Source organism: Peribacillus sp. N1, assembly GCF_054600815.1.
Window position 1 is genome coordinate 172,372 of sequence record NZ_BAAHZO010000002.1, and the last position, 26,759, is coordinate 199,130.

A 26,759-nucleotide genomic window follows, 5' to 3' on the forward strand; every position below is an offset into this window, starting at 1 on the left:
AAAACGAATGGGTATCTCCTGTTTCTGTGCTTTTTTTATAATAACTTATAATAACTATTGAAAGGTTAATTAATGTAGTCAGTCAAAACTTAGATTAAATCGACATTCCTTGATATTTCCTTTCGAGTCATTCTGTCTGTTCCTTCCGTTAAGATGAATCACTTCCTTAAACCCTTCCCACTCAAGCTTTTTGGTGATGTTACCGAGTTTATACCCACCAACAACTAACAATGATTGCATATCCTAATTCCCTCCTTTAAATAGAAAAGACTTTAACTCTTAGGCTTAAAAACTCCTAAGGGTTAAAGTCATTATACCTGTCACTGACAATGAAAAAAGTTTACTCGACCCCAAAACAATTTCCAAGATAGCCGCACAAAAAGGTGCGATGAATCCCGTCACGAGGGTGAACCCTGTCATGAGCCATTGCACCGTAGTCAAATCCGTATCGAAAATACCCCTGAAACCAGGTAATGAGACATTCAAGGAAACTGACTGATAAATTGCATAAAAGAATCGATTACTAATGCCGCCAAAATAAAAGAATTCTTCCGAGACTCTTGGGCTAATCCTTTTATGATTTCCATCTCCATTCAAGAAAACCTATAGAAACAAACAAGAACTAGGTTCGCGTCTGCTCCTACATCCGTTATATCATTTCCTTTACTTTAGCGATCAGAGTGTTCGTTGGTCGTTCCAATCCTAAATTCTCCCTTAAAGTGCTACCTGTGTACTCTGTACGGAACAATCCGCGTTGTTGTAGCACAGGAATGACTTGGTCGACGAAATCATCCAGGCCGCCTGGTAAATAAGGAGGCATTATATTGAATCCATCTGCTGCCCCATTTTCAAACCATTCCTGCATTTGATCTGCAATTTGCTCGGGCGTACCCTTTATTTCTCTATGTCCGCGGGCACCAGCTATCTTTTGATACAGTTTGCGGATCGTCAACCCTTCGCGATCAGCAAGGTCCTTCAATAGCTTGAAACGACTTTTCCCGCCGTTAACCTGATCCAATTCAGGTAAATCCGGCAACGGCCCATCCACTGGGTAGCCTGATAAATCAACACTTATCATACCAGACAAAAGGGCAATTCCCGCATCCTCTGGAATAAGCTCCTCTAGCAGTGCTTTATTTTTTTCCGCTTCTTCTTCTGTTCTGCCGATGACCGGGAATACGCCAGGCATGATTTTTAACTCATCTGGAGTTCGTCCGTATTTCGCCATTCTTCCTTTAACATCGGAATAAAATTCTTGAGCTTCTTCAAGTGTTTGCCAAGCTGTGAAAATTACCTCTGCAGTGCGTGCCGCAAGCTCCTTCCCGTTTTCGGAAGAACCAGCCTGGATGACAACAGGATGGCCTTGCACAGGGCGGGAAACATTTAGTGGTCCTTCAACGGAAAACCATTCTCCTTTATGATTAATCGAATGTATTTTGGAAGAATCAGCGAATTGGGCCGATTCTTTATCAAAGATTAGAGCTTCATCCTCCCAACTATCCCAAAGTTTCGTGACAACATCGACAAATTCTTCAGCACGTTCATAGCGCTTTGAATGCAGTAAGTGGTGATCTTGGTTAAAGTTGCGCGCCTCTGCTTCCGTATTCGATGTCACCACATTCCAAGCCGCACGACCATCGCTCAGATGATCAAGGGATGCAAACTTACGAGCCACATTAAATGGCTCATTATAGGTAGTCGATACCGTCCCTGCAAGTCCGACATGATTTGTGACGGAAGAAAGTGCGGATAACAGCGTGAATGGTTCAAAAAGAGTATTCACCGTTTGCCCTACTACCTTTTGATTTTTGGCTCTTACTGCATAACCATCCGCAAGAAAAACCATATCAAACTTCCCACGTTCAGCGGTTTGAGCCAGCCTTTTTATAAAATCAAAAGTCATCACATGATGGGCTTCTGCTTCGGGATGTCGCCAAGCTGCAACATGATGTCCCGGTATCATGAAAAATGCGCCTAATTTCATTTCACGTTTATTAATAGTCATCCTAATTCCTTCTTTCTTTTATTTTTCGTTTGGATTAGTTTTCCAGCTTGAGAATTTTCTCTCTAATGACACTAAAAGATAATTTAGTATAAAACCGAGCAGAGAAATGGTAATAATACCAGCATACATTTGAGGGATTTGAAAATTCATCTGAGCATAATTAATTAAATAGCCTAACCCTTCCTTGGCCCCAACCATTTCGGCAGCAATTAAAACAAGAATGGATGCTGTGCCGGCCATACGTATTCCTGTAAAAATAGTCGGGATTGATGCAGGCAAAATGACTTTATAAAACAACTTGTAGGACGGTAATCCCATTGATTTGGCTGATTTAATGAGTAACGGATCGACATTTCGAACAGCGTTAATCGTATTCAATAGAATCGGAAAAGTACAAGCAAATAAGACAATTGTAACTTTGGATGTTTCCCCAATACCAAGCAGCAAAATAAAAACTGGCAATAGAGCTAATGCAGCTGTATTACGGAACAACTCTAAGACCGGGTTCAACAGTTCATTGGCTAACGGATACCACCCAATGATTAGACCCAAAGGGATCGCAATGAGTATGGCCAATCCAAATCCAAAAAACGAACGGCGAATACTTGCTTGAAAGTGGGCATATAAGTCACCTGAAATCACTAAGCCCCACCAACCTTCTGCCACTTTTGTAAAAGGTGGAAAGAAGGTAGAATCAACTAAGCCAATTCGGGGAGCTACCTCCCATAGCACAAGGAAAAGAAAAATGGCTGCAGTTTGTTTCACAAACTTTCGAGTCAAGTTAAAAGAAAAACGAATTCGTTGCGATGCATGAAAGGGCGCCGTTAATGATTTATTAAAACTAGTCAATTTTTTCACCTCTTCTATAAAATGACAACTTTTATTAAGCTGATTGCTCCTTTTTCTCAAACGTTTGGGCTTTACTCACTTCTTCACGAAGCAGATCCCAAATTTGGTGACGTGCCTTTGCAAATTCTGTGGTCGAGCGTAAATCTTCTACCTGACTGCTTGAATGGAGAGGATTATCTATAATTTGTTTAATGGTTCCTGGTCGAGAAGTCATCACTGCCACACGTTGTCCTAAATATACCGCCTCATCGATCCCATGTGTAATGAAAACAATGGTCTTCTTTGTTTGCTCCCAGATTCGAAGCAATTCGGTTTGCAACGTTTCCCGTGTTTGAGCATCCAGTGCGGCGAATGGCTCATCCATTAATAAAACTTCCGGGTCAAAAGCCAAACTCCGAGCAATGGCAACACGTTGCTTCATTCCACCTGAAAGTTCGTGAGGATAACGATTTTCGAATCCTGATAATCCGACTAGTGACAAAAAGTGCCGGGCAATTTCTGTCCGCTCCTTCTTTGGAACTCCTTTTGACTCTAAGCCAAATTCAATATTCCCTTTCGCTGTTTTCCAAGGAAACAACGCATACTGCTGAAAGACGATCCCACGATCTAAACCAGGCCCCTCAATCGGTTTTCCATCCAGCAAAATCTGTCCCGAAGTGGGTTTTGTTAAACCACCTAGAAGATCAAGCAACGTCGATTTGCCGCAACCTGATGGCCCTACTAATGTAAGAAACTCTCCACTTTTCACGGAAAAATGAACATTTTTAATGGCCGTAAACTCTTTAACAGCTCCCTTTCTTTGATCTGAATCTCTTATTTTAAAAACTTTACTAACATATTCAAATTGAATTTTGTCTACCATACCATCACCTCATTATTTTATTTTCAACTCATCTTTATAAGGATTAAATTCATTCGTATATAAATCATCCAATTTCACTTGACCTTCTTTAAACTCACCACTTTTCTCCAGCCAGTCGACCCACACTTGGAATTCTGGTTCCTGAATAAACCCGCCTTTCTCCGCTATACCTGGGCTCTTCCAATATTGAATCGTTTCTGTATCTTCCTTACGACCCCTTTTTTCAATAATCGATTCAAAGCGAGCAATGACTTCTTCTCGAGGCGTTGTCCGTGTCCATTCAATGGCCTTTGCCGTTGCTTCTACAAACTTGTTCACCGTGTTCGGATTTCCTTTAATAAATGCCTCTTTAAATACAAGGCTACCTGCTGTAAAGGAGCCAAACAAATCATAATCACTAAAGAGCTTTCTGATACCTCCTTTTTCTAATGCTCGATCACGCAGCATTCCACCTAAAACCGCTACATCAATTTGCTTCTGACGAAGCGATTGTTCTGTATTCACTGGTGGCACAACAACTAAAGTAACTTGCTTAATTTCCTCATTCGTTAGCCCATTTTGTTTTAAATATTCTTTTAAAATGAATTCAGAATGTGCTCCCATAGTGTTCATTCCGACTTTTTTACCAATTAAATCTCGAGCGTTCTTAATCGGGCTGCCATCCAATACATAATAACCACTAAATGTATCCTTATCACTGCCGTAATATCCAATGACCGATTTAATCGGTGCCCCGCTTGCTATCAATTTGGCAATCGCACCGTTAAAAGCACCGCCAAAATCCGTTTCACCAGTTGCTGCATTTTGAATAGACGATGGTCCACTAGTCGTATTTCCTATCCATTCCAATTTAATTGGATCTAGATATCCTAAATCTTGTGCTAACTCTGGAAAAGTAACAGTACCAACAGAGCCCTCATATTTTAAACTCAGAGTTTCATACTCTCCGTCACTTTCCGCTACCGTTTTCTTCTCCTGACATCCAGTCGATAAAACGACTGATAATACAGCTATTAATAAAATTCCTGTTGCTCGCCAACTCTTCAAAATCTTCAATTCCTTTCCCTCCATCTTCCCTCCAATAGAAAAAACCTTTACCACGAACGAATAACGCTCGCTGTAAAGGCCTCCAGAAGACTAGTCGGCTATTTCATCTACCAAAAAAACCGGAGACATCACTTTAAATTAAAGAGAGGTCTCCGGTTGTCCGGTCAATGAATTAATAATTCCTATTGAAATACTAGGTATTTATTTTCCTTATACTAACAAGTTAATTTTCAATAGTCAACCCGAAATTCAGATAATTCTAAATTAACAATATGATCTCCTGTTCAATTGTCGATTAACTGTTCCCTAAAACTGAGAAGCTTTTTTATAAAGGATCTTTATTTATTTTTGGAAAGTTATCTTTATAATCAACGAGTCCATTTCAATTTGAAACAACTAATTTTTCCCATTTATTAATTAACAAAAAATTCAAAAATAATAATTGACATACTTATCCTACCAGTTTAATATTTTATCAAACCGATAGGAATTATATTATTTCGGATTCGTATTGCTGACCAGTCACCTGGAAGCCAGAGCTATTATGCTCTGGCTTTCTTTTGTATTATCGGTTTACCATAAATGCTCGCTATGCGGTCTAAAAACAAGGAGGCAATAAAATGAGTAATGTCAAACAAGTTCAAAGTTCATCAACAATCGTTGTAAAACCAGTTGCTGCACGTATTGGTGCAGAAATATCAGGGATTAAACTTTCTGAAGATCTTGATGCTAACACAGTTAAATCAATCCGAGAGGCGATCTTAAAGCATAAAGTTGTTTTCTTCCGTAATCAGGATCATCTAGATGATGAGGGACAAGAAGCTTTTGCAGGGCTACTTGGAAATCCAGTTGTTCATCCAACCGTACCAGTAAAGAATGGCTCAAATTATATATTGGAATTGAATTCTGATCATGGTGGTGGTCGAGCCAACTCATGGCATACAGATGTTACATTTGAAGCCGCATACCCGAAATTCTCCATTTTACGGGGAGTTGTGATACCTGAAGTAGGTGGCGATACCGTTTGGGCGAATACAACCACTGCTTATGAAAACCTACCAGCAGAATTACGAAATCTTGCTGATCAATTATGGGCACTCCATACAAATGACTATGATTATGCTTCAAAACGCTCCAATGTCTCTTCTGAAGCTGATAGTCACTATAAAGACGTATTTACTTCCACTCTATATGAAACCGAACATCCAGTTGTCCATGTACATCCTGAAACCGGAGAGCGCCATCTTTTACTCGGTCATTTTGTGAAAAAATTTGTCGGCCTTTCTTCCTTCGATTCAGCCCAATTGTTTTCCGTCCTCCAAGAACATGTTACACAAATAGAAAATACCGTTCGCTGGCGATGGAGTGCTGGAGATGTCGTCATCTGGGATAACCGTGCAACTCAGCATTATGCAGTAAATGACTATGATGATGCACAAAGAGTTGTTCGAAGAATTACAATTGACGGGGAGGCACCGATTAGTTTAGATGGTCGTCGTAGCATCACAAGAACGAAAGTCAAAAATAATTAATAGCAAGTATCATCATCAACATCAAGCTAAGGAAAATCAATATCCCAAATATGAAAAGGACGCTATTCTTTCTATTATTTGATGGAAAGGATGGTGTTTTTTTATATGTCACGAGTTTTCAGAAAAAGTTGTGGATTCGCACCATTTACCCGTAAATATACACATTCTCCTGTAAATTGACTATTTTTACGCACAAAAAAACCCATGTTATGTAACATGAGTTGCTTTGTAAGGTGTAAGAGTCCCAATTGTGCCGTTTACGCCTTTGTTTTGAACCCGCTCTCCGCAGGTGGGTGCTCGGTTCCTCGCGTTTGTAAGTCCTCTTCGAGGGAGGCTTTTACGCGGCCAGGAAACTAGTGCTCCCGGTAACTATAAGTGTTCGGTCAAAACTTATAGGTTAAAGAACGAACACATCAGGACTCTTACTTATTGGAAATATCATATCATAATGCTTAGCTCAGTTTCAAGAAAAAACACCTAGGTATTTTTTCATATTTTTCCCAAATGAATTATTTTTTAAGTGCAGCAAGTCTTAGGTTAAGTTCGGCTAATTGCTTGTCACTTACAGTACTCGGTGCGTCAACGAGCAGGTCGCTTGCGCTTGCTGTTTTCGGGAACGCGATGGTGTCGCGAAGGTTCGTGCGGCCTGCGAGCAGCATGACCATGCGGTCCAATCCAAGGGCGATTCCGCCGTGTGGAGGCGTTCCGTATTCGAATGCATCCATTAGGAAGCCGAATTGTGCGTTTGCTTCTTCTTCGGAGAATCCAAGTACTTTGAACATTTTTTCCTGAACGTGACGTTCGAATATCCGCAGTGATCCACCGCCAAGTTCGTAGCCGTTCAGTACAAGGTCATATGCTTGGGCACGGACGCTTGCTGGGTCTGATTCCAATTTGTCCATGTCTTCACGGAATGGCATTGTGAATGGATGGTGTGCTGCATAGTAGCGTCCTTCTTCTTCGTCATATTCAAATAATGGCCAGTCGGTCACCCATAGGAAGTTGAATTTGCTTTGATCGATCAAGCCTCTTTCTTTACCAAGCTTGATGCGTAGTGCTCCAAGTGAATCAGCGACTATGCCTTTCTTATCCGCCACGAATAGGATTAAATCGCCCACCTCGGCTTCCAATACAGATACTAATTGCTCTTGATCTTCAGCGAAAAATTTGGCGATCGGCCCTTTTACGCCGTCTTCTTCAACTTTCAGCCATGCAAGGCCTTTTGCACCGTAAATCGCTGCAAATTCAGCCAATCCATCAATGTCTTTACGGGAATAATCCGCATTTCCATCTTTAACGACGATCGCCTTTACTTGTCCGCCGCTTGCAACAGCTCCGGTGAACACTTTGAAATCACTATCTTTGACGATTTCGGAAACATCTTTAAGTTCCATTCCGAAGCGTGTATCCGGTTTGTCGGATCCGTAACGGCTCATCGCTTCATTGTAGGTCATTCTAGGGAATGGCAGTGTTACGTCCAATCCCTTTACGTCTTTCATCACTTTAGCCATCATGTTTTCTGCGGTCTTGATGATATCTTCTTGGCTCATGAAGCTTGTTTCGATATCGATTTGCGTGAATTCAGGCTGTCTGTCAGCACGTAAATCTTCATCACGGAAACAGCGGGCAATTTGATAATAACGTTCGAAACCTGATACCATCAATAGCTGCTTGAAGATTTGCGGTGACTGCGGAAGTGCATAGAACTCCCCTTCGTGCACACGGCTAGGCACTAAATAGTCACGTGCTCCTTCAGGTGTACTTTTTGTTAAGATAGGTGTTTCGATATCAAGGAAGCCTTCACCATCCAAGTAATCACGGATCGCTTTTGTTGTTTGGTTACGCATTTTCAGCGTTTCGAACATCGCTGGACGGCGCAGGTCCAAATAACGATATTTCAAGCGGATGTCTTCTGATACATCCGTTCTTTCATCAATGATGAATGGAGGGGTCTTTGCTTCGTTTAAAATTGTAACGTTTTCTGCTTGAACTTCAACTGTCCCTGTTGTTACGTTCGGATTGAAGTTGGCTTCATCACGTTTGATGACTGTCCCTTGGATATCAAGGACGTATTCATTACGGATTTTTTCGGCTGTAGCCAGCGCTTCTGCCGAAATGTCCGGATTGAAAACGACTTGGACGACTCCGCTTCTGTCACGTAGGTCGATAAAGATGACACCGCCCAAATCCCGGCGTTTTTGTACCCATCCTTTTAATGTTACTTTTTCACCAATAGCTGCTTCTGTCACTTCACCATTGAAGTATGTTCTGCCAAACATGGTATTTCCCCCTTAAGCCTGTAGCTTTTTAAATTGTTCAACGAATGTAGCAAGATCCATCTGGACTTGTTCACCGGTTTCCATGAACTTCACATTGATTTTATTATTTGCCAATTCATCATCCCCGAGTGTCGCCACATATCTTGCTTCAAGGCGGTCGGCTGATTTGAATTGTGCTTTCACTTTACGGTCTTGATAGTCTTTTTCGACGGTAAAACCGGCATTCCGCAATTGATGGGCAAGTTTGACGGTATAATCCTTGGCTGTTTCACCTAATGAAACAAGATAGCAGTCAATTCCCTTTTTGATCGGAAGCTCGATGTTTTCTGCTTGGAGGGCTGCAATCAGGCGTTCAATGCTAAGTGCAAAGCCGATTCCTGGTGTTTCCGGTCCGCCAAGTTCTTCAGACAGCCCGTTATAACGGCCGCCTCCGCAAAGTGTAGTGATGGCGCCAAAGCCTTCTGCATCACTCATGATTTCAAAGGCGGTATGATTATAGTAATCCAAGCCGCGCACTAGAGTCGGATCTTCTACGAAATCGATTTCCAAATCGGTTAAATGCTGTTTCACCTTTTCGAAATAAATACGGGATTCATCATTTAAATATTCAATGATGGATGGAGCCGTGTTCATCAATTCGTGACCGTGATCCTTTTTGCAATCCAGGATACGCAAAGGATTCTTTTCCAGACGGTTTTGACAATCGCCGCAAAACTCGCCGATGCGGGGTTCGAAATGTTTGATTAACGCATTGCGATGCGCTGTCCGGCTTTCCTTATCACCAAGGCTGTTGATCACAAGTTTCAGCTTTTTCAAACCAAGTTCCTTGTACAGGTTCATCGCAAGTGACAGAACCTCTGCATCGATTCCTGGATCCTTACTTCCTAAAGCTTCGATGCCGAATTGAACGAACTGACGGAATCGGCCTGCTTGCGGACGTTCGTAGCGGAACATCGGCCCGATATAATAAAGCTTGACCGGTTGATTGGCCCACCCGAACATTTTGTTCTCGATATATGACCGTACAACAGATGCGGTGCCTTCCGGACGAAGGGTTAAGTTCCTTTCACCGCGATCTTGAAATGAATACATCTCTTTTTGAACGATATCGGTTGTATCCCCTACACCACGTAAAAATAATTCCGTGTGCTCAAAAATTGGAGTGCGGATTTCTTTATATTGATAACGGTGACAAATCTCACGCGCCGTGTTTTCGATATACTGCCAAATTTCCGTTTGGCCAGGCAATAAATCCTGGGTACCTCTAGGAATCTGAATAGACATGTGTGTTTCCTCCTTTAAAGCAAGGCGCCCTTTCTGATACGGCGCGCTATACTGATTTTTTCCAAACAAAAAACTCCCGCCCCTTGTAACTTATATGTTACAAGGGACGAGAGTTTGGATATCCCGTGGTGCCACCCTAGTTGAAGCACAAAAAAAGTGCCCCCGCTCAAAAACAGTTAACGCCTGTTTTACGTTCATCTCCTATTAAGTAAATCCGTTCGGAGTGAAGCCTACGGAGGGTTCTTTCATTAAGTCATCATGTGGAATGCTTTCAGCCTCGGCATTTCCTCTCTTTTCATGTGTTTCTTAATTACTCTTCTCCATCATTGGTTATTGCAGTAATAAGTCTGATATTTTATAATCATACGGACGTTAACATCAAATGTCAAGGCAGACTGAGGATTTTGTCGCATTTTATTGGTTCAAACGTTTTTTCAGATTTTTGATTGTCCGGACATTGACTCCGAATTCAGAAGCCAATTCAACAAGGTTTGCGCTTTGTTCCTTTTGGATGAAATCGTGAAAATCGACACCCAATACTTGATTGCCTCCGCTTAAGCTCGTTTGATCTTTTTCGCTGAATTTCATGTGGTTTCCCTCCTAGAGTTATATAAGCTCTATTCTTTCCTAAAAAAAATGTTTTTTGCACAAGGAAAGAGGGAAATTTTCATTGAACGAGAATACATACATATAGACATTAAAAGGGAGAGACAACTTATGAAGAAGAAATCGGGTTTATTTGGCCTGACACTGATGCTGATACTCTCAGCGATTTTCCCCGTCAATCACGCTTTTGGAAAAGATGAAGGGGAAAAAATCGTGACGACCCAAGTGGTCAATGTCCGTGAAGGTGCAGGCCTCAGTTTCCCTATCGTAAAAAAACTGGAAAAAGGGGACTCGTATCCCATTCTGAATGAGGATGGCGACTGGATCGAAATCCGGATTGGCGCCGGCAAAACGGGATGGGTTGCCAATTGGTTAGTGGAGAAACAAACTGGGTCTGAAACCAATCAGGTCAAAAAGGAATCCGGACAAGGCGTGATATCAGGCAGCTCGGTCCGCGTCCGTACAGGCCCAGGCACTACATTTCAAACGGTTGGGTCCTTGAGTAAAGGTACAGCTGTTGACATCATTGAAAAAAATGAAAATTGGATAAAGATCAAAACGGCGGATATCGAAGGTTGGGTCTCTTCTGACTACCTTAATCTCCCCGCCGCATCAGGAAATGCAGCGAAGAAAGATTCAACTAAGAAAAAAGAAACGAATCAATCCGTAAAAACCGGAGTAACTTTGGTGGACCGGCTCAATGTCCGTTCGGAACCATCGACAAGCAGTGCCTCGCTAGGAAAGCTGAATAAAAATACGTCAGTGACCGTTTACAGGGTTGAAAATGAATGGGCTGAAATAGATTTCCAAGGAGTCCGCGGTTGGGTAGCTGAACCTTACATACAAGTGAGCGAAGGTAAAGAAGACATGAAAAATGAAACGGCAGGCGCCACTGCAAGGGTGACCGCTGCGGGTTTAAATGTCAGGAAAGAAGCCTCTCTCTCCAGCAAGGTCATCGGTTCGGTGAACAAGGATGAGACGTACGCCGTACTGCAAACAAAGGGAAATATGACACAGATCAAGCTCTCCGGTTCAAAAAAGGGCTGGGTCGTGAGTTGGTACCTGGAAAAAGAGAATGTTGAACAAATGGCTAAGGAAAAAAAGGTTGATGTAAAAGGAAACGAGATTACCATCATTCATGATGGTACGATTCTTAGAAGCGAGCCTGATGGCAACTCGAAGATTGTCGAGCAGGCCAATGCAGGTGAAACGTTCTCCGCATCAGGTATGGAAGGCGACTGGTACTCCATTAAACTGAAGAGCGGAAAAACGGCTTATGTAGCCGGATGGATCGTGACGATCGAAGGGAATTCGGAGCAGATCCAACGACCTGGCGTTGAAAAGTACTTAAAGGATAAAACCATTGTGATCGATCCCGGCCATGGCGGCAGGGATAGCGGTACGATAGGCGTCGGTGGAACACTCGAGAAAAACCTGACGATTCGTACGGCAGAGCTGCTGCGGGACAAACTTCAGGCGGCAGGAGCTAAAGTGATCCTGACCAGAAGCGGAAATACCTATGTTCCACTCCCTTCCCGGGTCAGCACTTCTCATATACATAACGCGGATGCTTTCATCAGCCTCCATTATGATAGCACCAAGGACCAGATCACCAGCGGGATAACCACATACTACTATCATGACTACCAGCATGCATTGGCGGCTACTCTGGCCAATTCACTCGGTTCAACCATGCAGGTGCCCAATCGCGGATCACGTTACGGGAATTTTCATGTTACCCGCGAAAATAAACGGGTAGCAACACTTATTGAACTAGGTTATTTAAGCAATCCATTGGAAGAATTGACGTTAACATCGAATGAGTATCAAGAAAAAATCACATCTGCCATCTATAATGGATTGGCGCGTTATTTTAAATAAGAATTAGAAAAGCCAGCTTCGAATCGAAGCTGGCTTTTCTACAAAAATAACCTGCCGCAGCAGGTTATTTTTTGCTTTCAAGTATTAGTGTAACGGGACCGTCATTAGTAAGCTGAACATCCATCATGGCACCAAATTGACCGGTTTCAGTATGGACGCCTTTCTTGCGGAGTTCCTCGTTAAATGCTTCATATATTTCATTCGCCTCTTCAGGACGGGCGGCGTCCATGAAGTTCGGTCGACGGCCTTTGCGGCTATCGCCGTATAAGGTGAATTGTGAAACTGATAAAATCGAACCTCCCACATCCAAGAGTGAATGGTTCATCTTTTCATTTTCATCTTCAAATATTCTGAGATTTACAATCTTATCGGCCAAATAGGCGGCGTCATCGACGGTATCCCCATGGGTGACACCAACCAACAGGACGAGCCCGCTGTCGATTTGCCCGATGACTTGGTCTGCGACAACGACTTTTGCCGCTTTGGAACGTTGTAAAACAACACGCATGGCAATAAAAACTCCTTAGTTCATTATCCTTCTAACGGAATAAACATCTGAAATTTGTTTGATACGGTCGACGACCTTTTGTAAATGGGCAATGTTATGGATATAGATCGACATGTGAATGGTCGCCACCTTATTCCTGTCCGATTTACCCGAGACCGCCGAAATGTTGGTCTTGGTTTCATTGACGGCCTGCAGCACTTCGTTTAATAAGCCGCGACGGTCATAGCCGCTGATTTCAATTTCAACGATGTATTCCTTGCGTTCATTAATCGTACTTTCCCATTCAACAGGTACAAGGCGATGGTCGGAATCCCCGCTATCCAGGTTCGGGCAGTCCTGTCTGTGAACTGAAACTCCACGGCCTTTGGTTATATAACCAACAATTTCGTCCCCTGGCACTGGGTTGCAACAGCGCGATAAACGGATAAGCAGGTTATCAATCCCCGGTACCTGTACACCTGAGTCACGTTTTTTCGATGTATTGGAGAAGGTTTTCAGATCGGCTACAGCTTCAGAAATATCCGCTTCTTGCTCGACCATTTTCTGCTTACGCCATTTTTCGGTAAGGCGGTTAGCTACCTGAAGGGCGGTGATTCCGTTATATCCGACTGCTGCATACATATCTTCTTCATTCAGGAAGTTGAATTTATCTGCAACACGCCTGATATTCTCGGCCGTCAGGATTTCCTTCAGGTCGAACTCCATATCCTTGATTTCCTTTTCAACAAGCTCTTTGCCTTTTTCGATATTTTCTTCCCGGCGCTGCTTCTTGAAAAATTGGCGGATCTTGTTTTTCGCCTGAGATGTTTGCGTTAGTTTAAGCCAATCCTGACTTGGACCATATGAATGCTTAGAAGTTAAGATTTCTATGATGTCGCCAGTTTTCAGTTTATAATCCAGCGGCACCATTTTCCCATTCACTTTAGCACCAATCGTTTTGTTTCCGATTTCCGAGTGAATCCGGTAAGCGAAATCTATCGGGTTGGATCCTGATGGCAGTTCGATGACATCGCCTTTTGGTGTAAAAATGAATACCATATCAGAAAAAAGATCTATTTTAAGGGATTCCATGAATTCCTCTGCATTAGTCGCATCATCCTGGAATTCAAGAATTTCCCGGAACCATGTCAATTTTTCTTCCAGTGAAGGCTGTTCACCGACATCTTTTCCTTCTTTATAAGCCCAATGCGCGGCAACCCCGAACTCGGCAATGCGATGCATATCGGAAGTACGGATCTGCACTTCCAGCGGGTCGCCTTTCGGTCCGATCACCGTCGTATGGAGCGATTGATACATATTCGGCTTCGGCATCGCAATATAATCTTTGAATCGGCCTGGCATCGGCTTCCAGCATGTATGGATGATCCCTAAAACGGCATAGCAATCCTTTATGCTATTGACGACGATACGAACGGCAAGCAAATCATAAATTTCGCTGAACTGCTTATTCTGCAAAGCCATTTTACGATAAATGCTGTATATATGTTTCGGTCTCCCGGAAAGGTCAGCCTTAATATTGACTTCCTCAACGTTTTTACGCACTTCATCAATGACTTCTTCCAGATACTGTTCACGTTCTGCACGCTTTTTCTTCATCAGGTTGACGATTCGGTAATACTGCTGAGGATTCAAATACCTTAGTGCAGTATCTTCAAGTTCCCATTTAATTGTACTGATACCAAGACGATGAGCAAGCGGTGCGAAAATTTCCAACGTCTCGTTCGATATCCTTCTCTGCTTTTCCTGCGGCAGATGCTTCAATGTCCGCATATTATGAAGTCTGTCCGCAAGCTTGATCAGGATGACCCGTATATCCTGGGCCATCGCCACGAACATTTTCCGATGGTTTTCCGCCTGTTGCTCCTGCTGTGATTTATACTTGATTTTCCCTAACTTTGTCACGCCATCCACAAGCATGGCGACTTCAGGACTGAAATTTTCTTCAATATCCTTCAGAGTGATCTCCGTGTCTTCAACAACATCATGTAAAAAACCTGCCGCAATGGTTGCAGGGTCCATTTCAAGTTCAGCCAGAATGCCCGCCACTTGAATCGGATGAATAATATAAGGCTCTCCCGATTTACGAAATTGTTCTCGGTGAGCATATTCTGCATACTTAAACGCTCTATGAATAAATTCAGCTTCTTCCGGCTGAAGATATAAGCTGGCCCGTTCTACAACCTGCTCGGCAGTCAATATTTGATCATTAGCCATTTAATCACCTTTACCCCACTTTAACTGCCACCGGATATGATCCGGATTGAGTATGATTGGTAGCACTTCCCTTTATTCTGCAAAACGTGACAATTTTTGCGAAAAAAAATAAATCCGCTTAAACGGATAAAAGTGCAAATAAACTTATTAGCAGAAAAACTCTTTATTATTACTATTATCGAAAAAAAAGGCAAGGATGTAAAGAGATAAACGTGTATTTTATAAAGAATACTGCTTTTTTTCACTGGAAATTCGACAAAGTCCAGAAAAAACGGGTAAAAACAGAAAGAGCACCCTGGTCAGAGTGCTCTTCTTTATTAAAAGCTCATTAATGTCAAGACATCATAGCCGTCTAATTTATCTTTACCATCCAAGTCAGTCAATTCAATGAGGAATGCAATCCCGGCTACAATTCCGCCAAGCTGTTCAACCAATTTGATCGTCGCTTCGATTGTTCCCCCGGTAGCAAGTAAATCGTCCGTAATCAGTACACGCTGTCCCGGTTTAATGGCATCTTTATGGATTGTCAATACATCCTTGCCATATTCTAATCCATATTCGACTTTTATCGTTTCACGTGGAAGTTTTCCTTCTTTTCTCACTGGAGCAAAGCCCACTTCCAATGAGTATGCGACTGGACATCCGATAATGAATCCGCGCGCTTCCGGCCCGACCACCAAGTCGATATTCTTATCGCGAGCGTACTCGACGATTTGGTCTGTTGCGTATTTATAAGCTGCACCGTTATCCATTAATGTTGTAATATCTTTGAAGACAATACCCGGTTTTGGCCAGTCTTGCACAATTGTTACATATTGCTTTAAATCCATTGCTTTGTTTCCTCCTCAAGGTCTGTTGCCTCATGAACTAAATAATGATTGAACCAATCGAATAATTGCTGATAGGAAGAATAAACAAGCTCTTGTTCAAGCTCAAATTGCTCTTTCTTTCTTGTATACGATTCAGATTCACTGAGATCGCGTTTTTTCGCATTGGTTGTGAGCATAATTAACCCATTCTCTATTGTAACAAAATCAAGCTCAAAAAACACCTTAGAAATGAAATCCACAGTATCTCTTGACCAGCCGCGATATTTGGCTAGGTCATCACCATATCTTTTCACATCGAGCGGTCCCTTTTTGGCAAGGAAGGCATAAAACCATTTGAAATGATCCCTTGTTGGCATCGTACTTAGGAAATGGTCCTGTTCATGGGAAAAGTGAGCGTAGATACGCGAAGGGTGCTTATCGGCAATCACCCGTTTCAAATATTCCCTTGACTGCGGCATGTCCATAAATACCAAATGACCTTCGAAGCAGTCGAGCTGCTCTGCATCCAGTTCATTCTTGATAATAACGAGATCCGGATGGCTTTGTAAAAATGGATATCTGCTATAGATATCTTCCGAGAAAATGACGATTTTCCGGTTTTGTGCAGGAATGTCGGCAAGCCACTTCTCTGCCTGTCCCTTGCCGCGGTAATCGAATAACTGCCAATGGTTTACCGACACATCCTGGACAAAGATCTGGGGCTTTTTCATATTATTCCACTCATTGATGGAAAGCTCACCAATAACCGAGACCTCAGCGTGCGGAGCTATTTCATCGACAAAATGACCAAGACCGAAGCCCACACCGTCAAGTTTGTGATTTTCACCATCTTCAAGCGAGACCTTCAAGTGATTTTGGTTGGCACCTATTTTGCGGACACTTGAAAGCTGTACGGAATCTATCAATATCTTCGGCTTGGGATTCGTTACCCCAAATGGCGCCAGCAAGCTCATTTCCTGAATCGTTTGAATGGAAACGTCAGCTAAAGTCGTAGCCCCGTCCAAGTTTGTAATCGGTGTGAAGTCCTCTTCGTTCAGTTGTTCCTTCGCAATCAAGTTCATACGGTCCCTGAGCTCCTGGACATCTTCAATTTTCAATGTCATTCCAGCAGCCATCGGATGCCCACCGAAATGAGGCAGCAGTTCACGGCAGGCGGAAAGACTTTGAAAAAGATCGAAACCGGCGATGCTCCGAGCAGAACCTTTCGCGTATCCCTTTTCCCGGTCATAGCTCAATACAATCGTGGGCCGGTAAAAGCGTTCGACAAGTTTAGAGGCAACAATCCCCACGACTCCTGCGTTCCAGCCTTCCCTTCCGATGATGAGCACGCCATTGGACTCCGACGGGAAGTTTTCCTCGACTTCAGCAATCGCTTCTTCCGCCATTGCTGCAACCATTTCCTGCCGCTCTTTATTGATATCATTAATTTCATTCGCAAGTTCCACCGCTTCTTCCAGGCTTTGTGACATCAATAAATCGACAGCGGGATCGGCATCTCCAAGGCGCCCGACAGCATTGATCCTCGGTGCCATCGCAAAGCCGATTGATTCTTCATTCAATGCTTCCTGCTGAACATTAGCCACTTTCATTAACGCAACAAGTCCCGGGCGGCGAGTCAAACGCAACTGCTCGATGCCTTGCGCAGCAATGAGGCGGTTTTCCCCTTGCAATGGCACTAAATCCGCTATCGTGCCGATTGCCGCTATTTCAAGCAGATCCTCAGGCAATTCCCCAAGCAGGGCGTGTGCAAGCTTAAATGCGACCCCTACTCCGGCAAGGTCTTTAAATGGATAGGAACTGTTCTCAAGTTTAGGATGGATGATTGCCAATGCCTCAGGCAGTTCCGGCCCCGGTTCGTGGTGGTCGGTCAATATATAATCCATGCCAAGCTCGCCGGCAAGTTTCGCTTCATCGATTGCAGAAATTCCGGTATCGACGGTTATTAATACCTTCACCCCTTGCTCAGCTGCAAGGCGGAACGCCATCGGATTCGGACCATACCCCTCTGTAAACCGATTCGGGATATAAAAATCAACATTGGCCCCCAATTTCATCAGCGCAGTCATCATCACTGTGGTCGATGTCACGCCATCCGCATCATAATCACCGAATATACGTATTTTTTCCCCATTTTGAATGGCTTCTCTTATTCTATATACTGCTTTATCCATATCCTTCAATAAAAATGGATCATGAAAAGTTTGATTTTTTACAAATAAAAACGATCGGGCACTTTCAATTGTATCCAGGCCTCGATTCACAAGCAGGGCTGCAACCAAAGGTGTGATATGAAGCTCTTCAGCTAGTACAGCAACTTTGTTTTCATCGGCAGATTGCAAGTTCCACCGTGTTTTTGGCTTTAACATTTATTCACCCCTCAACCTACTCATTATACAAAACGAATATACCAGTTTCAATTTTATTTTAAACTCATAAATGGCTGTAATTCCCTATCCAATAAACTTAGTTTAACAAAAAGAAGGCTGGCATCATGCCAGCCCCCCTCACCTATTAAACTTGTCCTTCAAGACTTTGTTTCTTTTCTTTTGCGGTATTCAGCGGACCCTTCTTCTTCAATTCCCTGATTTTTAAATCAAGCCAGAATTGGGAAGCGATCAATAGCGATGAATAAACGCCGCATATCAAACCGATGAACAAGGCAATGGAGAAGTTTCGGATAGCTTCACTACCGAAGATCATCAATGCGATGACCGTAATGAGAACGGTCAAAACCGTGTTAATGGATCTCGTCAAAGTTTGCCTGATACTGATGTTAACAATGTTCTCAAGCTCTTCGGCGGTTTTGATTTTACGGCTGAAGCGTAGGTTTTCACGAATACGGTCAAAGGTTACGATCGTATCATTGATCGAATAACCGACGATCGTCAGAACCGCAGCAATGAAGGTGATATCCACTTCGAGCCGGAGTAAGCTAAAAATCGTGATGATGAAGAATGCATCATGTATAAGCGCGACAACGGCAGGAACAGCCATTCGCCATTCAAATCGTATCGATACATACAATATGATTCCGATTGATGCAATCGCTAACGCAAACATGGCATTTTTAGCAAGCTCTTTCCCTACAGTCGGTGATACGGTGCTGACATTCGGTTCTGCTCCGTAATCCTTCTTGAAATGGTCCTTCAATTCAGCAATCTCTTGTTTATCGAGGACACCGACTGTCCGAACGACAGCATTCTTATTGTCTTGTCCAGCGAGCCTGACATCCTTGATATCCCCTTCGTCGATACCGACCTTTTCCATTTCGGTTTTGACTTGCTGTGTCGTCAAGACGTCTTTGGAAGCAATCTCGATTCGGGTGCCGCTCGTGAAATCAATCCCGAGATTCAATCTAAAGACGAGCAGGAATATGATCCCGATTATGGTGACACCAATTGAAATGCCATAAAAAACTTTCCGATGTTTGACGAAATCGATTTTATCAAAGCGTGTTGGCAATGACATTAAATCCATCTTCTCGGATAAATCGTGAATGTGCTTCTTCTTCACGCCAAACCATCCTGTACGTTTGTCGAGGAACCCGCTATTCACCCACAGGCTCATGAAGAGGCGTGTACCATAAACGGCTGTAATGAAACTCATTAAAATCGAAATGATCAAAGTGGTGGCAAACCCTTTAACCGAGCTTGTTCCATAATAGAACAGTACGGCCGCAGCCAGCAGGGTCGTTAAATTCGCATCCGTGATTGTAGCAAGTGAATTCTTAGTACCTTCTTTATAAGCCGCCTTAACGGATCTACCAAGTTTCAATTCATCCCTGATTCGCTCATAGGTTATGATATTGGCATCGACAGCCATCCCGACCCCGAGTACCAATGCCGCAATACCAGGCAGCGTAAGGACCGCATTCATCCAATCAAACACTAATAGAGTCAAGAAAATGTATATGCTTAAAGTAACGACTGCAATGAATCCCGGGAAGCGGTAATACACAAGCATGAAGATAAAAACAAGTGCAATTCCGATGATTCCTGCAAAAATAGTATCATTCAGTGCACCTGCACCGAATTGGGCACCTACAGAAGTGGAGTACTTTTCTGTTAAATCCACAGGCAGGGCGCCTGCATTCAGAAGGGCTGCAAGCTCTTTCGCTTCTTCAACCGTGAATTGACCGGTAATATACACCTTCTTCGTATTAAAAACTTCACTGACAGCTGGAGCTGAAATCATATTGTCCTGTGAAGAGGTATCTTTGATGGAATCTTTTCCTTCCTCAAAATCCAGCCAGATTGCAAGTACATTAGTCGGACTTTCCATCGTGGATATTTTTTGAGTGATGTCCTTAAATTTATCCACATCTTTCAATGTGACTTCAACAACCGGTTGATTATCTTGGAACGTTTGTTTCGCGCCTCCTTCTTTCAGGTCGGCCCCGGTCATCATTTCCTTATCGTTGTAATCACGGAAGGATAATTTAGCTTGTGTCGAAAGGATTTCCCGAGCGTTGTTCTGGTCTTTGACCCCAGCCAATTGAACGCGGATCCGGTCTTTCCCTTCGATTTGTATGTTAGGCTCGCTAACACCCAAAACATTGACACGCCGCTCAAGCGAGCTTACTGTAGCCCGTAAAACATCCGGGGTGATCTTCTCCCCAGACAGCGGTTTTACTTCATATAACACTTCAAAACCGCCTTGAAGATCAAGACCCAGCTTGATATCCTTTAGGATTCCTTTTGAAGTCGTCCCCATCGCTGCGAAAATCAAAAGTGCGATTAGAAAAAACGCAACGATCCTGCTTCTTTTTACCATTATGTAGTAGGCCCCTTTCTATAATACGCCTGTTCCTGAAGTTAAAAAAACTGTCATTTTTTGTTCATATGATAACTGCATGCCCTTTTCTTCTTGAGAAAAAAGACACAGCTTTCCATGCTTTTCCAAAAAAAGCATGACCATATCTATTATGAGTCAAATACAAACAGCTGTCAATTTAAGTATATCTTTGCGTCATTCTTTCAAAAGTTCCTTCAGTTCATCTTCAGAAAGCGGCTCAAATAGGTTTGGTGATTTATAAGCTTCGACCATTTGGAAGGTCATGAACTGGTTGCTCGAAAATGTCACGATATCTGCGACAAGTTCATGTATATGAATGTTTTCCTGAGGACGCTTCCATTTATTTTTGGTTAAGGTTCCCCATATGTCTTCCTCCGTTACGGCATTCAATCCGACCATTTGGAATTCCTCACGCTTGCTCTTTAAAAATGGACGCACCTTTAGATAATACCTTTGATAGGGATGATTCTTTTTTGCCATCACTTTGCCTCCAGTAAAAATGATTCTCAAATGAATGCGCATTTTCTTAGAAGGGTTTCTTATCATTTGTTAGAACGCAAACAAACACTTTTGTCATGCTTTGTCCAAGTACAAGCATATAGATAATTGTATAGCATAACCGCTTTTTTGAGAAGGCAGGGAGGGAGTTCAATGTCCAAATTTTTAAAAGGGACGCTGATTTTATTAATCGCAAGCCTGATTACACGGGTTCTTGGTTTCATTAACCGCATTGTCATCGCCCGCTTCATCGGCGAAGAAGGCGTTGGTTTATATATGATGGCTTTACCGACCCTCTTTCTCGTCGTGAACATAACCCAGTTAGGCCTGCCAATCGCCATTTCGAAATACGTGGCTGAGGCAAATGCCAGAGGTGATGAACGGAAAATCAAGAAAATCCTTGTCGTCTCTTTGGCTTGCACCTTTACTCTATCGATGATTTTCACTCCTGCGATGCTCCTTTTCGCACCGGCTCTCTCAGAATACCTATTCACTGATAAACGGACGGTATGGCCGCTCATGGCGATTGCCCCTATCGTACCGATCATCGCCATATCTTCCGTACTGCGCGGTTATTTCCAAGGCAAGCAAAATATGAAGCCATTCGCTTTCTCACAAGTTATCGAACAGGTGGCCCGAATCACTTTCATAGCCGTCCTGACAAAGGCCTTTTTGCCATATGGAATCGAATATGCTGCAGCCGGGGCGATGTTCGCATCGATTATCGGTGAGCTTGTATCTCTCATCTACTTATTGACCAGCTTTAAATTAAAGAAACATTTTAAGTTCAGAAAGGGTTTCTTCAAGAATGTCAAATCCGGAAAAGGAACGTTCACCGAATTGATGGGGATTGCCCTTCCTTCCACCGGAAGCAGGATGATTGGATCGGTTTCGTGGTTTTTCGAACCGATAGTGGTCGCCCAGAGTTTGGCACTCGCCGGAGTCACCGCGGCCGCAGCCACAAGCCAATACGGGGAGCTGACAGGGTACGCCCTGCCTTTACTCATGCTTCCTTCCTTCGTTACGTCATCATTGGCGACGGCACTTGTCCCGGCAGTGAGCGAAGCCCGTACGACAGGGAACTTTTCACTCGTTGAACACAGGCTTCAGCAGGCCCTGAAAATCACCTTTATCACAGGCTGTTTAGCTATCGTCATTCTGTTCATCTTTGCCGAACCGATTTTACAAGTCATGTATGGCTCTTCGCATGCTGCCGTTTTCATTAAATTCCTGGCACCCTTTTTCATCCTTTATTACTTTCAATATCCGCTGCAATCCATGCTGCAAGCACTGGATCTTGCAAAGGCAGCAATGTTCAACAGCCTGGCAGGTAACATCCTTAAAATCGGTGTGATCTGGCTGCTGGCGTCAAAGGAAAGTTTCGGGATCATGGGTGCCGCAATCGGGATAGCCGTCGGTACGATGCTCGTTACCTTCCTGCATTTTTCAACTGTGCTGAAGGTCGTCCCTTTCACGCTTCATTTCCGCAGCTATATGTCAGCATTGGTCCTTGCCTTAATTTCCGGGTGGGGCGGTTATTATCTTTATCAATTCCCGCTCTCCTCACAGCCTCTTGGCATACGGCTTTTGCTTTCCGTGACGGTCGTTATCCTGCTGTTCACATTTTTCCTGCTCATGACCGGCAGCATAAAAAAGGCGGATCTGATCAGGATTCCTGTAGTGGGCGGCTTTTTATCAAAATTCGCTTGGAAATAAAATGAACCGAAGCATTAAAAGGCTTCGGTCATTTCTTCGTTTCATTTTTGTCGATGTAAAATTGGCCATCTATGTACCCACAAATCGAAATCTCTTTAATCTTCGTTTCTCCCAGCTTTTTCAACTGGTGCCGGAGCCAAAAATGATTTTTGCCAATTCTATCGAGATTCCTCTCCTGTATCTCCCCGTCGATTATAAGGGGAAAAGGTGTTTCCTTGGTTTTAGACCTTTTGTCTTTGGTATTCTTGATGATCGAAAGCTTCCCGGTAGATTCGAGGATTGCGAATTGCACCTCATTTAAATCACTAATCCCCTGTTCTCGCAGCTGGGTCAATAAATCATCGAAAGTATATCGTTGCTTACGCATCGCTTTTTCATCTATTTTCCCTTGATTGATGATGATCTGGGGCGTACCGTCCACGATGTTTCGAAATCTAATGCTTTTCAATGAAATGAAAGCCAATATTATTTGGATGAAAGCAAGAACGAACATCGGAATGATTTGCCTGAAAAATGGTCTATCCAAATCTTCAAAGGAAAGGACGGCAATGTCCCCGATCATGATGGATACCACTAAATCAAGAATGCTCAATTCCCCAACTTCCCGCTTACCCATCATTCGAAAAAGGATTAAGATGACTAGATAGATCACTGTTGTTCTAAAAATAATAGCCAGGATATCCACTTCAATACCACATCCTTCATCCATAGCATGGCTTGGGAACTGAAAAATTACTCCATATTCTTTTCTAATTTTGCGGGAAGCTTCCTAAACCTGGTCTAAAGGTTCGATATCGGGAATATGCTTGTACAAACACATAAACAGGCTATACGTATCAGCCTTTCAAAAAGGAGGAATACCCATCGAAACTAAAAAAATGAGTGTCGCCGTAATTTATGGCGTAGGCTCCATCTTTGCCATAGCGATGATTGCTAGTTTAATCGTTTCCATCCTTCTTCGTTTTACTTCACTGACGGAATCATCCCTGACATACGTGATCATGATCGTGTCCTTTTTATCGCTGTTCATTGGTGGATTCATTTCAGGAGGCAAAGGGAAAAAGCAAGGACTATTCTTGGGCGGGAGCACTGGGCTGCTTTATCTGTTGGTCGTGTTCCTTTTTCAATATTTAGGTCACGATGCACTTTTCACCATCAAGCAATGGATATACTATGGCTGTTTTGTGATTACGGCCATGATGGGCGGCGTGCTTGGGGTCAACATGAGTTCCGACTCCCGCTCCGATTAAAAAACACAGCAAAAAACCGGGCACATGGCCCGGTTTTCGTTTGTCTTATAGGGATGTTTCTTTATTCGGTGCGCTTTCCGTAATTTCACGGATTGCTGCACGGTCAAACGTCAGTTTTGTACCGTCTGGTGATTTAATGACGATTTGCAGTTCATCGATTGCATCGATTGTTCCGTGCATGCCGCCGATAGTAGCAACTTTATCACCTTTTTTCAAACTGCTTTGCATGCTTTGCGTAGCCTTTGCACGTTTTTGCTGCGGGCGGATCAATAAGAAATAGAACAATACGAACATTAAAATCAACGGAAGTATTTGTGTTAAAGAACCCATTTTTATATTCACTCCTTTCGTTCATTAAAATATTTATGGAATTAGAAGTTTCTCGCATTTGGTTCATTGAAACCATACTGCTCAAAAAACTCTTCCCTAAAGTCTCCAAGACGATCTTCTCGAATAGCTTGTCTGACCTGTTCCATCAAGTTTAACAGAAAATGAAGATTATGGTAAGTCGTAAGACGAATCCCAAAGGTTTCTTCACACTTAATCAAATGGCGGATATATGCCCGGCTATAATTCTTGCAAACATGGCAATCGCAATTTTCATCGATTGGACCGAAATCGCGTGCATACTTCGCATTTTTCACAACCAGCCGCCCATTGCTCGTCATGAGCGTACCATTACGCGCAATTCGCGTCGGCAGTACACAGTCAAACATATCGATACCGCGGAGTGCACCATCGATCAATGAGTCCGGCGAACCGACTCCCATCAGGTAACGAGGTTTGTTACTTGGCAGCAGCGGACTTGTAAACTCAAGGACGCGGTTCATGATATCCTTCGGTTCCCCAACGGATAACCCTCCAATAGCATAACCCGGGAAGTCAAGGGAGACAAGGTCTTTTGCACTTTGTTTGCGAAGGTTTTCAAACTCCCCGCCTTGAACGATACCAAACAGCCCTTGGTCATTAGGACGCTCATGTGCATTCAAACAGCGTTCCGCCCAGCGTGATGTTCGTTCAACCGACTTCTTCATATACTCTTCAGTCGCCGGAAATGGCGGACATTCATCAAATGCCATCATAATATCCGAGCCAAGTGCATTTTGTATTTCCATCGCTTTTTCCGGGGATAAGAATAATTTATCGCCATTCAGATGGTTCCTGAAATGCACGCCCTCTTCTTCAATTTTGCGAAACTCGCTCAAACTGAAGACTTGAAAGCCGCCTGAATCGGTCAAAATCGCCCGATCCCAGTTCATGAACTTATGCAATCCGCCAGCTTCCTTGATGATTTCATGCCCCGGACGCAGCCATAGGTGGTACGTATTGCTCAGGATGATGCCAGCCCCCATTTGTTTCAAATCTTCCGGGGACATCGTTTTGACAGTAGCCATCGTTCCAACCGGCATAAATGCCGGAGTTTCGAAAGAACCATGCGGCGTATGGACCCGGCCTAGCCGTGCCCCTGTCTGTTTACATGTTTTGATTAACTCATATCGTATTGCAGTCAACGCAATAACTCCCTTCAAGAGCTTCTCACTCTTATATTACTTAATTAACATTGCATCTCCAAAACTAAAGAACCTGTATTTTTCTTCCACAGCCGTTTCATAGGCATGAAGGACATGCTCCCTGCCCGCAAGTGCAGAAATCAGCATGATTAAAGTCGATTTGGGCAAATGGAAGTTCGTTATCATCGCATCGATTCCTTTGAACTCATAACCAGGATAAATGAAGATGCTCGTCCAGCCATTCTCTTCCTTGAAAGCCCCATCATTGCGGGACGCAATCGTTTCCAATGTCCTTGTGGAAGTAGTGCCGACCGTAATGATTTTCCCGCCATTTCCTTTCACATCATTCAGTAATCTGGCAGTGCCTTCCGTCATTTGATAAAATTCGGAATGCATCTCGTGGCTATCAATATCGTCGACACTTACTGGACGGAATGTACCAAGCCCGACATGCAGCGTGATGAATGCGATGTGGACACCCATCTCTTTAAGTTTCCCGAGCAACTCCTCCGTAAAATGCAGGCCAGCAGTAGGTGCGGCTGCAGATCCCCGTTCACGCGCATAAACCGTTTGATAGCGGTCCTGGTCGTCGAGTTGTTCCTTGATATAGGGAGGTAACGGCATTTCGCCAAGCTTCTCCAGTATTTCATAAAATATGCCTTCATATTTAAATTCAAGGATTCGGCCGCCATGCTCAAGTACACCTGTACAAACGGCACTCAGCTTACCATCGCCAAAAACGATTGTCGAGCCTTCTTTAATCCGTTTGGCCGGCTTCACAAGCGTTTCCCATACATCATCATGCTCTTGCTTAAGCAGCAAGACTTCTATTTTTGCACCCGTTCCTTCTTTACTGCCGTAAAGCCGGGCCGGAAGCACCTTCGTATCATTCAACACCAGGCAATCTCCCGGTTTGATATATTCCGTGATATGGCTGAATACATCATGCTGAAGCTTGCCGGTTTCTTTGTCCAGCACCATCAATCTACTTGCTTCCCTATCCTCCAAAGGAACTTGGGCAATCAGTTCCTCCGGTAAATGAAAATCAAACATATCCAATTTCATCTGTTCCACTTCCTTACGTGTCTATCAA

Annotated in this window: 22 protein-coding genes, 1 other RNA gene and 1 other annotated feature; of the genes, 4 read left to right on the top strand and 19 right to left on the bottom strand. The window is 43.3% G+C overall.

The genetic code is table 11. The features are described from left to right. Positions 1–78 precede the first annotated feature (78 nt). The 5 genes from ACYP5M_RS09285 to ACYP5M_RS09305 all read right to left on the bottom strand — a co-directional run bounded on the left by ACYP5M_RS09285 (position 79) and on the right by ACYP5M_RS09305 (position 4,763). Positions 79–240 (bottom strand): hypothetical protein, encoded by a 162-nt coding sequence (locus tag ACYP5M_RS09285; RefSeq protein WP_459734972.1) that lies wholly within the window; start codon positions 238–240, stop codon positions 79–81. A 409-nt stretch (positions 241–649) separates the two neighbouring features. Beyond that, the gene (locus ACYP5M_RS09290) at positions 650–2,005 is read right to left on the bottom strand and encodes an LLM class flavin-dependent oxidoreductase (RefSeq protein WP_459734973.1); all 1,356 of its coding nucleotides are present in this window, start codon (positions 2,003–2,005) and stop codon (positions 650–652) included. A gap of 18 nt (positions 2,006–2,023) precedes the next feature. After that, the gene (locus ACYP5M_RS09295) at positions 2,024–2,854 is read right to left on the bottom strand and encodes an ABC transporter permease (protein ID WP_459734974.1); all 831 of its coding nucleotides are present in this window, start codon (positions 2,852–2,854) and stop codon (positions 2,024–2,026) included. Positions 2,855–2,888: 34 nt separating this feature from the next. After that, positions 2,889–3,716, bottom strand: coding sequence for an ABC transporter ATP-binding protein (locus ACYP5M_RS09300; protein WP_377408060.1), 828 nt, complete (start codon positions 3,714–3,716; stop codon positions 2,889–2,891). Between the two features lie 12 nt (positions 3,717–3,728). Beyond that, entirely contained in the window at positions 3,729–4,763 is a 1,035-nt protein-coding gene (locus ACYP5M_RS09305; protein WP_459735134.1) for an ABC transporter substrate-binding protein, read from the bottom strand. Between the two features lie 620 nt (positions 4,764–5,383). Between ACYP5M_RS09305 and ACYP5M_RS09310 the strand changes: the two genes are divergently transcribed. After that, positions 5,384–6,295 carry a TauD/TfdA dioxygenase family protein gene (locus ACYP5M_RS09310; RefSeq protein ID WP_459734975.1) on the top strand — a complete coding sequence of 304 codons (912 nt, stop codon included), beginning with the start codon at positions 5,384–5,386 and terminating at the stop codon, positions 6,293–6,295. A gap of 237 nt (positions 6,296–6,532) precedes the next feature. Here ACYP5M_RS09310 and ssrS read toward each other — a convergent pair. The 4 genes from ssrS to ACYP5M_RS09330 all read right to left on the bottom strand — a co-directional run bounded on the left by ssrS (position 6,533) and on the right by ACYP5M_RS09330 (position 10,446). Next, positions 6,533–6,718: non-coding RNA, 6S RNA (gene ssrS / locus ACYP5M_RS09315), on the bottom strand. A gap of 86 nt (positions 6,719–6,804) precedes the next feature. Further along, positions 6,805–8,574, bottom strand: coding sequence for an aspartate--tRNA ligase (gene aspS / locus ACYP5M_RS09320; RefSeq protein ID WP_434167479.1), 1,770 nt, complete (start codon positions 8,572–8,574; stop codon positions 6,805–6,807). A 12-nt stretch (positions 8,575–8,586) separates the two neighbouring features. Then, complete coding sequence (hisS, locus tag ACYP5M_RS09325; RefSeq protein ID WP_101222759.1) at positions 8,587–9,858, bottom strand: histidine--tRNA ligase; 1,272 nt, start codon at positions 9,856–9,858, stop codon at positions 8,587–8,589. A 99-nt stretch (positions 9,859–9,957) separates the two neighbouring features. Then, positions 9,958–10,194 (bottom strand) — a binding site (T-box leader). Between the two features lie 78 nt (positions 10,195–10,272). After that, positions 10,273–10,446 (bottom strand): hypothetical protein, encoded by a 174-nt coding sequence (locus ACYP5M_RS09330; protein WP_034308777.1) that lies wholly within the window; start codon positions 10,444–10,446, stop codon positions 10,273–10,275. Positions 10,447–10,575: 129 nt separating this feature from the next. On the opposite strand from ACYP5M_RS09330, the gene ACYP5M_RS09335 reads away from it, so the two are divergent. Continuing rightward, positions 10,576–12,345, top strand: a complete 1,770-nt coding sequence (locus ACYP5M_RS09335) for an SH3 domain-containing protein (protein ID WP_452444597.1) — start codon at positions 10,576–10,578, stop codon at positions 12,343–12,345. A 64-nt stretch (positions 12,346–12,409) separates the two neighbouring features. On the opposite strand, the gene dtd is transcribed toward ACYP5M_RS09335, so the two are convergent. The 6 genes from dtd to ACYP5M_RS09365 form a co-directional block, all read right to left on the bottom strand. Beyond that, entirely contained in the window at positions 12,410–12,853 is a 444-nt protein-coding gene (gene dtd / locus ACYP5M_RS09340) for a D-aminoacyl-tRNA deacylase (RefSeq protein WP_434167481.1), read from the bottom strand. Between the two features lie 15 nt (positions 12,854–12,868). Continuing rightward, on the bottom strand, positions 12,869–15,067 hold the full coding sequence (locus ACYP5M_RS09345) for a RelA/SpoT family protein (RefSeq protein WP_101222762.1): 2,199 nt from the start codon (positions 15,065–15,067) through the stop codon (positions 12,869–12,871). Between the two features lie 317 nt (positions 15,068–15,384). Next, on the bottom strand, positions 15,385–15,897 hold the full coding sequence (locus ACYP5M_RS09350; protein ID WP_034308789.1) for an adenine phosphoribosyltransferase: 513 nt from the start codon (positions 15,895–15,897) through the stop codon (positions 15,385–15,387). Then, entirely contained in the window at positions 15,888–18,263 is a 2,376-nt protein-coding gene (gene recJ, locus ACYP5M_RS09355; RefSeq protein ID WP_459734976.1) for a single-stranded-DNA-specific exonuclease RecJ, read from the bottom strand. The genes ACYP5M_RS09350 and recJ overlap by 10 nt, the downstream gene beginning before the upstream one ends. Before the next feature lie 145 nt (positions 18,264–18,408). Further along, positions 18,409–20,670, bottom strand: coding sequence for a protein translocase subunit SecDF (gene secDF / locus ACYP5M_RS09360; RefSeq protein ID WP_402938702.1), 2,262 nt, complete (start codon positions 20,668–20,670; stop codon positions 18,409–18,411). Between the two features lie 195 nt (positions 20,671–20,865). Next, entirely contained in the window at positions 20,866–21,171 is a 306-nt protein-coding gene (locus ACYP5M_RS09365; protein WP_157831013.1) for a post-transcriptional regulator, read from the bottom strand. A 171-nt stretch (positions 21,172–21,342) separates the two neighbouring features. On the opposite strand from ACYP5M_RS09365, the gene spoVB reads away from it, so the two are divergent. Continuing rightward, the gene (gene spoVB / locus ACYP5M_RS09370) at positions 21,343–22,905 is read left to right on the top strand and encodes a stage V sporulation protein B (protein WP_101222766.1); all 1,563 of its coding nucleotides are present in this window, start codon (positions 21,343–21,345) and stop codon (positions 22,903–22,905) included. 28 nt (positions 22,906–22,933) lie between these two features. Here the strand turns inward: spoVB and ACYP5M_RS09375 are convergent, their stop codons facing one another. Continuing rightward, entirely contained in the window at positions 22,934–23,614 is a 681-nt protein-coding gene (locus tag ACYP5M_RS09375) for a DUF421 domain-containing protein (RefSeq protein ID WP_230176809.1), read from the bottom strand. A 169-nt stretch (positions 23,615–23,783) separates the two neighbouring features. Here ACYP5M_RS09375 and ACYP5M_RS09380 point away from each other — a divergent pair, with 169 nt between their 5' ends. Next, a complete protein-coding gene (locus ACYP5M_RS09380) occupies positions 23,784–24,155 on the top strand; it encodes a TIGR04086 family membrane protein (RefSeq protein ID WP_170971607.1) in 372 nt (123 codons plus the stop codon). 45 nt (positions 24,156–24,200) lie between these two features. On the opposite strand, the gene yajC is transcribed toward ACYP5M_RS09380, so the two are convergent. Genes yajC through queA form a run of 3 tightly spaced genes read right to left on the bottom strand, consistent with a single transcriptional unit; the run spans position 24,201 to position 26,731 of the window. Next, entirely contained in the window at positions 24,201–24,485 is a 285-nt protein-coding gene (yajC, locus tag ACYP5M_RS09385) for a preprotein translocase subunit YajC (RefSeq protein ID WP_452444594.1), read from the bottom strand. A gap of 41 nt (positions 24,486–24,526) precedes the next feature. Continuing rightward, a complete protein-coding gene (gene tgt / locus ACYP5M_RS09390; protein WP_101222768.1) occupies positions 24,527–25,666 on the bottom strand; it encodes a tRNA guanosine(34) transglycosylase Tgt in 1,140 nt (379 codons plus the stop codon). Positions 25,667–25,702: 36 nt separating this feature from the next. Further along, positions 25,703–26,731 carry a tRNA preQ1(34) S-adenosylmethionine ribosyltransferase-isomerase QueA gene (gene queA / locus ACYP5M_RS09395; protein WP_434167484.1) on the bottom strand — a complete coding sequence of 343 codons (1,029 nt, stop codon included), beginning with the start codon at positions 26,729–26,731 and terminating at the stop codon, positions 25,703–25,705. Positions 26,732–26,759: the final 28 nt, after the last annotated feature.